Origin of the sequence: Streptococcus fermentans (assembly GCF_040888305.1) — a bacterium.
Classification (GTDB): Bacteria; Bacillota; Bacilli; order Lactobacillales; family Streptococcaceae; genus Streptococcus; species Streptococcus fermentans.
In genome coordinates, this window is record NZ_JBFNFG010000004.1 from 43994 (window position 1) to 56545 (window position 12552).

Sequence of the window (12552 nt, forward strand, 5' to 3'; positions counted from 1 at the left end):
TTGATAAGAATTTGGTATAATATACGGTATGAAAATCGTATCAGGAATCTACGGAGGGCGTCCGTTAAAGACGCTGGACGGTAAAACGACAAGGCCAACATCAGATAAGGTTAGGGGCGCTATTTTTAATATGATTGGTCCCTACTTTGAAGGTGGGCGTGTGCTAGATCTTTATGCTGGCAGTGGTGGTCTATCCATCGAAGCAGTCTCAAGAGGGATGTCCAGTGCAGTACTGGTTGAGAAGGATCGTCGAGCCCAGAATATAGTCGCAGAAAATATCCGAATGACTAAGGAAACCTCTAAATTTCAATTGTTGAAAATGGAATCCAGTCGTGCATTAGAACAGGTTGATGGTGTCTTTGATCTTATTTTTTTGGACCCTCCCTATGCCAAGGAGCAAATCGTGTCAGATATTGAAAAAATGGCAGAGAGAAATCTTTTTTCAGAAGATGTCATGGTGATATGTGAGACCGATAAATCAGTAGAACTTCCAGAAGAAATCGCCTGTTTGGGCATCTGGAAGGAAAAAATATATGGGATTAGTAAGGTGACGGTTTATGTCAGATAAGATTGGGCTATTTACAGGTTCTTTTGATCCGATGACCAATGGACATTTGGATCTCATTGAGCGTGCAAGTAAGCTCTTTGATCAATTGTATGTGGGAATTTTTTATAATCCTCATAAAACAGGATTTTTACCGATAGAGAGCCGAAAGAAAACTGTTGAAAAAGCAGTGGCCCATCTGAATAATGTCAAAGTCATAGCTTCTCACGATGAATTAGTCGTTGATGTTGCTAGAAAATTAGGTGCAGAGGTCTTGGTGCGTGGCTTGCGTAATGCAACAGATCTTCAGTATGAAGCCAGTTTTGATTTTTACAACCATCAACTAGCAGGAGAAATGGAAACAATCTACCTCCACAGTCGCCCAGAGCATGTATACATCAGCTCTTCAGCTGTGAGAGAACTATTGAAATTTGATCAAGATATCAGCGGGTATGTACCAAATGCTGTCCTAGAGGAGTTAAACAATGAAGAAAAAAACTAGATGGCCCTTATATCTCATTATTGGGCTCATTATCACTTTTATAGCTTTTACGGTGCCCCTGCCATATTATATCGAGGTGCCAGGAACTTCTGAAGATATTCGAAAGGTTTTACAAGTTAATAACCAACCTGACCAAGAGGAAGGTTCCTACCAATTTGTGACGGTTGGAGTTAAGCACGCCAGAATGGTTGACTTGTTTTATGCCTGGCTAACTCCTTTCACGGACATACATAGTGCCAAAGAGATGACGGGTGGTTCATCAGATGCGGAATTTATGCGAATCAACCAGTTTTACATGGAAACTTCGCAAAATATGGCCAAATATCAAGGTCTGAAGACGGCGGGTAAGGAAATTGAGCTCAAATATCTGGGTGTCTATGTTTTGACTGTAACAGATAACTCGACTTTCAAGGGAGTTCTTAATATTGCTGACACTGTAACCGCTGTGAATGACAAGACTTTTGAGAGCTCCAAGGAGATGGTTGACTACGTTAATTCTCAAACTCTAGGTGATCAGGTTAAGGTTACCTATGAGGAGGATGGAAAAGTCAAGACTGCCGAAGGAAAAATCATTACTCTGGAAAATGGGAAAAATGGTATCGGAATCGGCTTGATTGACCGCACAGAAGTATCTAGTGATGTGCCAATCAAGTTTTCAACTGCAGGCATTGGTGGTCCTAGTGCTGGGATGATGTTTAGTTTATCCATCTACACGCAAATTGCAGATCCCACTCTTCGAAATGGACGCATTATTGCCGGTACAGGAAGTATCGATAGAGATGGTAACGTAGGTGACATTGGTGGAATTGATAAAAAGGTTGTGGCCGCAGCTAAGAAAGGAGCTACTGTATTCTTTGCTCCTAATAATCCAGTAACTGAAGAAGCTAAAAAGGCAAATCCAAATGCCAAGAGTAACTATGACACAGCTCTAGAGGCAGCTCAAATGATTAAAACAGACATGAAAATCGTTCCAGTCAAAACGCTTCAAGATGCGATTGACTATTTAAAAAACAATCCCTAAACAGTAGGCGAATCCCTAAACTAGCGTAGAAAAAAAGAAGATGGTATAATAGGCAAATGATTCAATTGTTTTTTACCCTTAGTAGTCATATGTTTTTTGTCTACCTAGTCTTTCAGCTCTTGAAAGATTTGGTCAGATGGGATCAAATTTTGAAGGTGACAAAGGATAATGCGAAGAAGGTTCGACTCTTGGTAGTATTGTGTAGTATCGGTTTAGGATATCTGATTAGTTCCTTTTTCCTAAATCTCTACCAACTTTGGCAAGAAGCAGTTAGAACGTTATTCTAAAATTGTAAGTGAAGGAAAATACTCTATGGAAAAAATTGTAGTTCAAGGTGGCGATAATCGTTTGGTTGGAAGTGTTACCATCGAGGGCGCAAAAAATGCAGTTTTGCCACTACTTGCAGCAACTATTTTAGCAAGTGAAGGAAAAACAGTCTTAAAAAATGTTCCTATTTTATCGGATGTTTTTACCATGAATCAGGTGGTTCGTGGATTAAATGCGAAAGTAGACTTTGATCAAGAAGCACATGTTGTTGAAGTTGATGCTACTGGAGACATCACCGAAGAAGCTCCCTATAAGTATGTCAGCAAGATGCGTGCTTCTATTGTAGTATTGGGGCCAATCTTGGCTCGTGTAGGACATGCTAAAGTTTCGATGCCAGGTGGCTGTACTATCGGTAGTCGCCCTATCGACCTTCACCTAAAGGGACTCGAAGCAATGGGGGCTGAGATTACTCAGACGGCAGGATATATCGAAGCTAAGGCAGAACGCTTGCACGGTGCACATATCTACATGGACTTCCCAAGTGTAGGCGCTACTCAAAATTTGATGATGGCGGCAACTCTTGCTAACGGTGTGACTGTCATTGAAAATGCTGCGCGTGAACCTGAGATTGTCGACTTGGCTGTTCTCCTAAATAAAATGGGTGCCAAGGTCAAGGGGGCAGGAACAGAAACTGTAACGATTACTGGTGTTGAGCAACTACACGGTGCAACTCACAATGTTGTACAAGACCGTATCGAAGCAGGGACCTTCATGGTAGCAGCTGCCATTACAGGTGGAGATGTCTTGATTCAAGATGCCATCTGGGAACACAATCGTCCCTTGATTGCTAAATTACAGGAAATGGGTGTTGAAGTCATTGATGAGGACGAAGGAATTCGTATTCGTTCTCAACGTGAAAAATTAAAGGCTGTCCACGTTAAGACACTTCCACATCCAGGATTTCCGACAGACATGCAAGCGCAGTTCACTGCTCTAATGACCGTTGCTCAAGGTGAGTCAACCATGGTAGAGACAGTCTTTGAGAATCGTTTCCAACATTTAGAGGAAATGCGTCGTATGGGCTTGCACTCTGAAATCATCCGTGATACAGCCCGTATCGTCGGAGGACAGCCTCTCCAAGGTGCAGAAGTTCTATCGACAGACTTACGTGCCAGTGCAGCCTTGATTTTGACAGGCTTGGTAGCTGAAGGCGAAACAGTTGTAGGAAAGCTTGTCCATTTAGATAGAGGTTACTACCGTTTTCATGAAAAATTAGCCCAGTTAGGAGCTAAGATTGAACGGGTAAGTGTGGAAGCTGATGAAGATGAATAAACAATCCAAATATGTCTTACGTCGCTTTATCCTAGTAATTGTAGTATTACTACTAGGAGTGTTAGCTCTTGCTATTGGTTTGATGATTGGCTATGGTATTCTAGGAAAAGGTCAAGATCCTTGGGCTATTTTAGCACCAGCAAAATGGCAAGAACTCATCGCAAAATTTACAGGAAAATAGAGAGTGGGACAGAAATCGGTAATTCGTTAGAATTCGATTTCGTCGTCCCTCCTCCGCACAGTTGAGTAGGGCTGTAAAAGCTGATGACATCAGCGTAGTAGAGCCCACTCAACCACTGCGTCTTGCTCGACAATCCAAAGACAATTGAGAGACTAGGACTTTTGTCCCAGCTTTTTTCTAGAAATTGAATGTAATACTCAATGAAAATCAAAGAGCAAACTAGGAAGAGAGCCGCAGGCTGCTCAAAACACAGTTTTGAGGTTGTGGATAGAACTGACGAAGTTAGCTCAAAACACAGTTTTGAGGTTGTAGATGGAACTGACGTAGTCAGTATCCTACATATACGTCAAGGTGAAGCTGACGTGGTTTGAAGAGATTTTCGAAGAGTACAGGGAGAAAATATGAATAAAAAAACAAGGCAGGCCCTAATTGGCCTCTTGCTCTTTTTGCTCTTGTCAGCAGGAAGCTACTATATTAAACAAATGCAGTCTTCCAACACTGCACCACAAACACAAGTAAAACAAAAATCACAGTCGTCTGATACTCCAAGTCAAGAACTGGCTGAAAGTGTACTGACCGATTCAGTTAAAAAACAAATTAAGGGTACTCTAGAGTGGAATAGCGCAGGAGCCTTTATCGTCAATAACAATAAAACCAATCTGGATGCTAAGGTTTCAAGCAAACCCTATGCAGATAACAAGACAAAAACGGTAGGAGGAGAGACAGTTCCCACAGTAGCGAATGCAATTATGTCAAAAGCAACAAGGCAGTACAAGGACCGTGAAGAAACTGGCAATGGTTCAACATCTTGGACACCAGCGGGATGGCATCAGGTTAAGAATCTAAAGGGAAGTTACAACCATGCGGTCGATAGAGGGCATTTGTTGGGCTATGCCTTAATCGGTGGTTTAGATGGCTTTGATGCTTCTACTAGCAATCCTAAAAACATTGCCGTACAGACAGCTTGGGCCAACCAAGCGCGTGCAGAAGATTCTACAGGCCAAAACTATTATGAAAGTCTGGTTCGAAAAGCTCTAGATCAAAACAAACGAGTGCGTTACCGTGTGACGTTGCTCTATGCGTCTGAGGAAGACTTGGTGCCGTCCGCATCGCAGATTGAAGCCAAGTCCTCTGATGGGGAGTTGGAGTTTAATGTCGTTATTCCAAATGTCCAAAAGGGAATTCAGCTAGATTACCGAACAGGTGAGGTCACAGTCACAAAAAATAGCTAATTGATCAAGAGGTTGAGGAAAAATCCCAACCTCGTTTTTTATTAGTCATGAACTGTAGAAACGATTGCTTGTTTTTTGCTTTTCTTATTTTAAAGAGCTTTTTTGAAGATTCACAAGGCTTGAACTAGGGCGTCGAGACTTGGATTGCAGCTCTCTATTCAGTGCCCCTTTTATCATAGAAATTGAAAATTAATGTGTAAAAATTGGAAAATATGGTATAATGGTTTCAATTATACTTTTTAGGAGAAGGAAAATGGAAGACCCGAGCAGTCAGGATTTGTTACTGCAATTTGTTTTATTAGTTGTTTTGACCTTTTTAAATGCCTTTTTCTCTGCAACAGAAATGGCCATGGTTTCACTTAGTCGTTCACGTGTTGAGCAAAAAGCTGAGGAGGGAGATAAACGCTATATCCGTTTACTAAAGGTACTTGAAAACCCCAATCACTTTTTATCAACCATTCAAGTTGGTATCACCTTAATTACGATCTTGTCAGGGGCTAAACTAGCAGATTCACTTGGAGAGTTGATCGCCTCTTGGATGGGAAATAGCGAAACTGCCTATGCGGTAGCTAGCTTCTTATCACTAGCTTTCTTGACCTATATTTCTATTGTTTTTGGTGAGCTTTATCCTAAGCGAATTGCTCTAAATCTTAAGGATGCCTTAGCTATCAGAACAGTACCGTTTATTATTGCTCTTGGTAAGATTGTGAGTCCCTTCGTTTGGATGCTCTCAGCATCAACTAATCTCTTGAGTCAATTGACACCGATGACATTTGACGATGCAGATGAAAAAATGACTCGTGATGAGATTGAGTACATGTTGTCTAAGAGTGAAGAAACCTTGGATGCTGATGAAATTGAAATGTTACAAGGGATTTTCTCGCTAGACGAGCTCATGGCACGTGAAGTCATGGTTCCTCGAACCGATGCTTTCATGGTAAATATTCAGGATGACACTCAAACCATTATCCAAAGTATCTTAAAACAGAATTTTTCTCGGATTCCTGTTTATGATGGAGATAAGGACAATGTTATTGGATTGATTCATACTAAGAGTCTCCTTAAAGAAGCCTTTGCCAGCGGGTTTGACAATATTGTCTGGAGGCGAATCTTACAAGATCCACTCTTTGTACCTGAAACTATTTTTGTGGATGATTTATTAAAAGAGTTTAGAAATACTCAAAGACAGATGGCTATCCTTCTGGATGAGTATGGAGGTATGGCTGGTCTAGTTACGCTGGAGGATCTCCTTGAGGAGATTGTCGGTGAAATTGATGATGAAACTGACCGAGCTGAAGTTTATGTTTATACAATTGGCGAAGATACCTATATCGTCCAAGGGACAATGAATTTAAATGACTTTAATGCTTACTTTGATGTTGAACTTGAAAGTGATGATGTAGATACAATCGCTGGTTACTATTTGACCGGTGTGGGAACTATTCCAACATCAGAAAAACTTAGCTATGAGTTAGAAAGTAGCAATAAGCATATCACCCTAACTAATGATAAGGTCAAAAATGGACGTGTAACCAAGCTTAAGGTTCAAATTCAAGAACTTGAATCAGAAGAAGAAACAGAATAAAACAAAAGCTTTATCAGAGCAGAACTGATAAAGCTTTTCTAGTAGTTAAAAGAAAAAGACTCCTGTGGGAGCCTTCGATAATATAGAGGCGGTAGACGGATTTGAACCGACGATCAAGCTTTTGCAGAGCCGTGCCTTACCACTTGGCTATACCGCCTTAACTTTTATTATTATACCTTTTAAATTAAATCTCGTCAATAGTTTCTTTTCTGAAAATGTAAGTTTTCCTGCTTATCAGATGGTATGCGACAAAATATTCTGAAAATTCGTTTACTTTTGAAAGGGATTATGGTATAATCAACAGTATCTCATTAATTTTAATAGAGGAGTTAACTAAACATGAAAAAAAGTCGGATTTTTGCGGTAGCAGGGGTTGCCCTACTTGCAACAGGTGTTCTCGCAGCTTGTGGCTCTTCAAAATCATCAAATGCTGAAGCGCCAAAAGCATATGGTTATGTATACACTGCTGATCCAGAAACATTGGACTACCTTACCTCTGGGAAACAAAGTACAAAAGTTGTCACTTCAAATGGTATTGATGGACTCTTTACAAATGACCAATATGGCAACTTGACTCCAGCAGTCGCTGAAGACTGGTCAGTGTCTCAAGATGGATTGACATACACTTATAAAATTCGTAAAGGTGTAAAATGGCTCACAGCTGATGGTGAAGAATATGCAGAAGTAACTGCTAATGACTTTGTTACAGGTTTGAAACACGCAGCTGATAAGAAATCAGAAGCATTGTATCTTGCTCAAGATTCTGTAAAAGGTTTGGCAGATTATGTGGCTGGGAACTCAACTGACTTTTCAACTGTTGGTGTAAAAGCTGTTGATGACTACACTCTTCAATACACTTTGAACAAACCAGAGCCATATTGGAATTCTAAAATGTCTTACGCAATCTTCTGGCCTTTGAATGCAGAGTTTGAAAAATCAAAAGGTTCAGACTTTGGTAAGTCAACAGATCCAACATCATTGCTTTACAATGGTCCTTTCTTGCTTAAAGGATTAACTGCTAAGTCTTCTGTTGAGTTTGTGAAGAATGAGCAATATTGGGATAAAGATAATGTTCACTTAGACACTGTGACGCTTGCATTCTATGATGGTTCAGATCAAGAATCAATCGAACGTAACTTTACAAGTGGTGCATACAGCTACGCCCGTCTCTTCCCAACAAGTTCAAATTATTCTAAAATCGCAGAAACATACAAAGACAATATTTACTATACTCCACAAGGAGCCGGTATTGCTGGTTTGGGTGTTAATATTGACCGTCAAAGCTATAAATATACATCAAAAACAACTGATGAAGAAAAGACTTCTACTAAGAAAGCACTTCTTAACAAAGACTTCCGTCAAGCTTTGAACTTTGCATTTGACCGTACATCATACTCTGCTCAGCTGAATGGTGAAGATGGAGCAGCCCTTGCTGTTCGTAACCTATTTGTAAAACCAGACTTTGTTTCTGCAGGTGAGAAAACATTTGGTGACTTGGTTACTGAGAAAGTTGTTTCTTATGGTGATGAGTGGAAAGATGTAAACTTTGCAGATGGTCAAGATGGTCTTTATAATGCTGATAAAGCAAAAGCAGAATTAGCTAAAGCTAAGAAGACTTTGGAAGCAGATGGCGTGAAATTCCCAATTCACTTGGATATTCCAGTTGACCAAACTGCTAAGAGCTACATTGCTCGTATTCAGTCCTTCAAACAATCTGTTGAAAAAGTTCTTGGTGAAGAAAATGTAGTCATCGATATCCAACAAGTAACAAAAGATGAATTATTTAACATCACTTACTATGCTCCAAATGCAGCAGCTGAGGATTGGGATCTTTCAGGTGCCGTTGGATGGAACCCAGACTATCAAGACCCATCAACTTACCTTGATATCTTGCAAACAAGTAACAGCGAGCAAACAAAGACTTACATGGGTTATGACAATCCATCAAATCCAGCAGTTACCCAAGTTGGTTTGAAAGACTACGACAAGTTGCTTGAAGAAGCTGGTAATGAAACAAGTGACCTTAACAAACGTTATGAGAAATATGCAGCAGCTCAAGCTTGGTTGACAGATAGCTCACTCTTCCTTCCAGCTATGTCATCTTCAGGAGCAGCACCAGTTATTTCTCGTGTAGTACCATTCTCAGCCTCTTACACTCAATCTGGTGATAAAAGTTCAGATGTATACTTCAAGTACCTTAAATTGCAAGCTAACACTGTAACAACCAAAGAGTACAAAGAAGCTCGTGAAAAATGGCTCAAAGAAAAAGCTGAATCAAACGAAAAAGCTCAAAAAGAGTTAGCGAGTCATGTGAAATAAATAATGCTCATCAGAACTTTCTCTCCTAAAGGAGAAGGTTCTTTTGGGATTTTAAAGGAAATAATATGAAAAAATATGTTTTTATGCGTATCTTGCGGTCGTTGGTTTCTATTTTCTTAGTAACGACCTTGATTTACACAATCATCTATACGATGGTTCCACGGAAGTTGATCTTCAAACAAGATACTAACTACAATAAAATTGCGACAACGGCTGATAAACGAGATAACTATGAAAATACTGTCTTTGAGCGTATGGGTTATATCGAATATTACGATACGAAAGAGTTGCAGGAAAAAGCTAGTAGCATTGACTCTTCTGTTACAGTAGATGCAAATGATACAAATAAAGCAATCTATGAAAAATATATCCAACAACTTGGGAATGGTTGGACTCTAGGTGAGTTTACAGAGAGTGGACAATTCTACGCTACACGTGAAATTCCTATTTTTGAACGTGTGTTCAAATTCTATGCAAACTTGCTTGATATTGACCATACAAACAAGATTCAAGACCCAGAAAATCCAAACTTAGAGCGTTATTTGCGTTTTGAGAATGACCCTGCTATCGGTTGGTCTCTTGTGGGTTCAGGTACTAAACATAAATACCTCTTGTACTTCAATAGTCAGTTCCCATTTGTTCACCAAAACTTTGTCAACTTGAACCTAGGAGATTCTTACCCAACATACGCTAACACTCCTGTACTTCAGGTTATTACACAAGGACAAGGACAAACAAAGACTTCTGAAGTCCAATTCCCAACTGGTAAGAAAACATCATCAGTCAATATCTACTCAAGAACTTATAAATCTCCGAGTCAAGCTGATGCTCGTGAAGTAGCCAACTACGGTAAAGATGATCCATATACTGCTACTGAGAGCAACTATCAGTACCCATCTATGATTGCAAGTTCTGCTATCACTGGTTTGATTGGTCTTTCGATTTCATACGCGATTGCGATTCCTCTTGGTTCAGCAATGGCTCGTTTCAAAAACACTTGGATTGATAGTTTCGCTACAGGGACTCTAACGTTCTTGTTGGCTCTTCCAACGATTGCCCTAGTCTATATTATTCGTTTGATTGGTTCTTCAATTGGCTTCCCAGATTCATTCCCAATCTTGGGTGCTGGTGATTGGCGTTCTTATGTCCTTCCTGCTGTGATTTTGGGCTTGTTAGGAGCACCTACTATGGCAATTTGGATTCGCCGTTATATGATTGACTTGCAATCACAAGATTTCGTTCGTTTTGCTCGTGCAAAAGGTTTGTCTGAGAAAGAGATTTCTGATAAGCATATCTTTAAAAATGCTATGGTACCACTTGTTTCTGGTATTCCAGGTGCTATCATTGGTGTTATTGGTGGAGCAACTCTTACTGAAACAGTCTTCGCCTTCCCAGGTATGGGTAAAATGTTGATCGACTCTGTAAAGGCTTCAAACAATAATATGGTAGTTGGTCTCGTCTTTATCTTCACTTGTGTCTCAATCTTCTCAAACCTTATTGGAGATATTTGGATGACCATTATTGACCCACGTATTAAATTGACAGAGAAAGGAGGCAAATAATGTCTACAATTAGTAATGAAAAATTTCAGTTTGTAAAACGTGATGATTATGCCTCTGAAGCAATTGATGCTCCTGCCTACTCATACTGGGGTTCTGTCTTTAGACAGTTTTTGAAGAAGAAATCAACAGTAATCATGCTAGGTATCTTGATTGCAATTGTTTTGATGAGTTTCATTTACCCAATGTTTTCTGATTTTGACTTTAATGATGTAAGTAAGGTAAACGATTTTAGCGCTCGTTACATTAAGCCAAATGCTGAGCATTGGTTTGGAACAGACAGTAATGGTAAATCTCTCTTTGATGGTGTCTGGTTTGGAGCTCGTAACTCTATCTTGATTTCGGTTATTGCTACCTTTGTTAACCTTTTTATCGGTGTTGTCATCGGTGGAATTTGGGGAATCTCAAAATCAGTTGACCGTATCATGATGGAAGTCTACAACGTTATCAACAATATTCCATCACTTTTGATCGTTATTGTTTTGACTTACTCTATCGGGGCAGGGTTCTGGAACTTGATCTTTGCCATGAGTGTAACTACTTGGATTAGTGTTGCCCATTCAATTCGTATCCAAATGTTACGTTACCGTGATTTAGAGTATAACCTTGCTTCACGAACTTTGGGAACACCAAGTTACAAAATTATTGTAAAAAACATTATGCCCCAATTGGTATCTGTTATTGTTACGAGTACGTCGCAAATGCTCCCAGCCTTTATCTCATATGAAGCTTTCCTTTCATTCTTTGGTCTTGGATTGCCGATTACAGTTCCTAGCTTGGGACGTTTGATTTCAGATTATTCTCAAAACGTAACAACCAATGCATACCTCTTCTGGATTCCATTGACTACATTGGTCTTGGTATCCTTGTCACTGTTCGTTGTTGGTCAAAACCTAGCAGATGCTAGTGATCCACGTACACATAGATAGGAGTAGACATGATAAAAGGAAAAAATGTAATTTTGACTGCTCAAGATATTGTCGTGGAATTTGATGTTCGTGACAAGATTTTGACAGCTATTCGAGGTGTCTCCATCGATTTGATTGAGGGAGAGGTCCTCGCCTTAGTTGGGGAGTCAGGTTCAGGTAAATCAGTTTTGACAAAAACATTCACAGGAATGTTGGAAGAAAATGGTCGTATTGCACAAGGTAGTATTAATTACCGTGGACAAGATTTGACAGCCTTATCTTCTCATAAAGAATGGGAAAGTATTCGTGGTGCGAAGATTGCAACTATCTTCCAAGATCCGATGACCAGTCTAGACCCAATCAAGACAATCGGAAGTCAAATCACAGAAGTTATTGTTAAACACCAAGGCAAGACTGCGCAAGAAGCTAAAGAGATGGCTATTGACTATATGAATAAAGTTGGTATTCCAGATTCTGAGAAACGTTTTGACGAGTATCCTTTCCAATATTCTGGGGGAATGCGTCAACGTATCGTTATCGCGATTGCTCTTGCCTGTCGTCCAGACATTCTTATCTGTGATGAGCCGACAACAGCTCTTGACGTGACCATTCAAGCACAGATTATTGATTTGTTGAAGTCACTTCAACACGAATACCACTTTACAACAATCTTTATCACCCACGACCTAGGTGTCGTAGCAAGTATCGCTGATAAAGTTGCAGTTATGTATGCTGGTGAAATCGTCGAGTATGGTACTGTTGAAGAAATCTTCTACGACCCACGTCACCCATATACATGGAGCCTCTTGTCAAGCTTGCCTCAACTTGCGGATGACAAAGGTGAATTGTACTCAATCCCTGGAACACCTCCATCGCTCTATACTGAATTGAAGGGAGATGCTTTTGCTCTACGTTCAGACTATGCGATGAAGATTGATTTCGAAGAAAAAGCTCCACAGTTTGCAGTATCAGATACTCATTGGGCGAAAACATGGTTGCTTCATGAACAGGCTCCAAAAGTTGAAAAACCATCGGTGATTGCAGATTTACACGACAAGATTCGTGAAAAGATGGGCTTTACACATCTTGAGGACTAGGAGGA

At 40.0% G+C, this 12552-nt stretch carries 12 protein-coding genes and 1 tRNA gene; 12 read left to right on the forward strand and 1 reads right to left on the reverse strand.

Annotated elements, in window-relative coordinates; translation table 11 throughout:
* The first annotated feature begins 28 nt into the window (after nucleotides 1-28).
* The 8 genes from rsmD (at nucleotide 29) to AB2B50_RS05275 (ending at nucleotide 6664) form a co-directional block, all read left to right on the forward strand.
* Nucleotides 29-568, forward strand: a complete 540-nt coding sequence (gene rsmD / locus AB2B50_RS05240) for a 16S rRNA (guanine(966)-N(2))-methyltransferase RsmD (RefSeq protein WP_075228307.1) — start codon at nucleotides 29-31, stop codon at nucleotides 566-568.
* Complete coding sequence (gene coaD / locus AB2B50_RS05245; RefSeq protein WP_320692957.1) at nucleotides 558-1046, forward strand: pantetheine-phosphate adenylyltransferase; 489 nt, start codon at nucleotides 558-560, stop codon at nucleotides 1044-1046. Before rsmD ends, coaD begins: the two co-directional genes overlap by 11 nt.
* On the forward strand, nucleotides 1030-2067 hold the full coding sequence (locus AB2B50_RS05250) for a SepM family pheromone-processing serine protease (protein ID WP_000730764.1): 1038 nt from the start codon (nucleotides 1030-1032) through the stop codon (nucleotides 2065-2067). The genes coaD and AB2B50_RS05250 overlap by 17 nt, the downstream gene beginning before the upstream one ends.
* Nucleotides 2068-2123: 56 nt before the next feature.
* Nucleotides 2124-2354 (forward strand): DUF1146 family protein, encoded by a 231-nt coding sequence (locus tag AB2B50_RS05255; protein WP_000615324.1) that lies wholly within the window; start codon nucleotides 2124-2126, stop codon nucleotides 2352-2354.
* A gap of 25 nt (nucleotides 2355-2379) precedes the next feature.
* On the forward strand, nucleotides 2380-3666 hold the full coding sequence (murA, locus tag AB2B50_RS05260; protein WP_320692956.1) for a UDP-N-acetylglucosamine 1-carboxyvinyltransferase: 1287 nt from the start codon (nucleotides 2380-2382) through the stop codon (nucleotides 3664-3666).
* On the forward strand, nucleotides 3659-3847 hold the full coding sequence (locus AB2B50_RS05265; RefSeq protein WP_060956404.1) for a DNA-directed RNA polymerase subunit beta: 189 nt from the start codon (nucleotides 3659-3661) through the stop codon (nucleotides 3845-3847). The genes murA and AB2B50_RS05265 overlap by 8 nt, the downstream gene beginning before the upstream one ends.
* 401 nt (nucleotides 3848-4248) lie before the next feature.
* A complete protein-coding gene (locus tag AB2B50_RS05270; RefSeq protein WP_060956212.1) occupies nucleotides 4249-5079 on the forward strand; it encodes a DNA/RNA non-specific endonuclease in 831 nt (276 codons plus the stop codon).
* A gap of 253 nt (nucleotides 5080-5332) precedes the next feature.
* Nucleotides 5333-6664, forward strand: coding sequence for a hemolysin family protein (locus AB2B50_RS05275; RefSeq protein ID WP_049502736.1), 1332 nt, complete (start codon nucleotides 5333-5335; stop codon nucleotides 6662-6664).
* An 86-nt stretch (nucleotides 6665-6750) separates the two neighbouring features.
* Here AB2B50_RS05275 and AB2B50_RS05280 read toward each other — a convergent pair.
* Nucleotides 6751-6821, reverse strand: a tRNA-Cys gene (locus tag AB2B50_RS05280).
* Between the two features lie 182 nt (nucleotides 6822-7003).
* On the opposite strand from AB2B50_RS05280, the gene AB2B50_RS05285 reads away from it, so the two are divergent.
* The 4 genes from AB2B50_RS05285 (at nucleotide 7004) to AB2B50_RS05300 (ending at nucleotide 12547) form a co-directional block, all read left to right on the forward strand.
* Nucleotides 7004-8983, forward strand: a complete 1980-nt coding sequence (locus tag AB2B50_RS05285) for a peptide ABC transporter substrate-binding protein (protein ID WP_248035155.1) — start codon at nucleotides 7004-7006, stop codon at nucleotides 8981-8983.
* Between the two features lie 65 nt (nucleotides 8984-9048).
* Nucleotides 9049-10545: an ABC transporter permease gene (locus tag AB2B50_RS05290; protein WP_049528232.1), complete on the forward strand. Its 1497-nt coding sequence runs from the start codon at nucleotides 9049-9051 to the stop codon at nucleotides 10543-10545.
* On the forward strand, nucleotides 10545-11471 hold the full coding sequence (oppC, locus tag AB2B50_RS05295; protein ID WP_006147849.1) for an oligopeptide ABC transporter permease OppC: 927 nt from the start codon (nucleotides 10545-10547) through the stop codon (nucleotides 11469-11471). Before AB2B50_RS05290 ends, oppC begins: the two co-directional genes overlap by 1 nt.
* 8 nt (nucleotides 11472-11479) lie before the next feature.
* Nucleotides 11480-12547: an ABC transporter ATP-binding protein gene (locus AB2B50_RS05300; protein ID WP_049528226.1), complete on the forward strand. Its 1068-nt coding sequence runs from the start codon at nucleotides 11480-11482 to the stop codon at nucleotides 12545-12547.
* Nucleotides 12548-12552 lie beyond the last annotated feature (5 nt).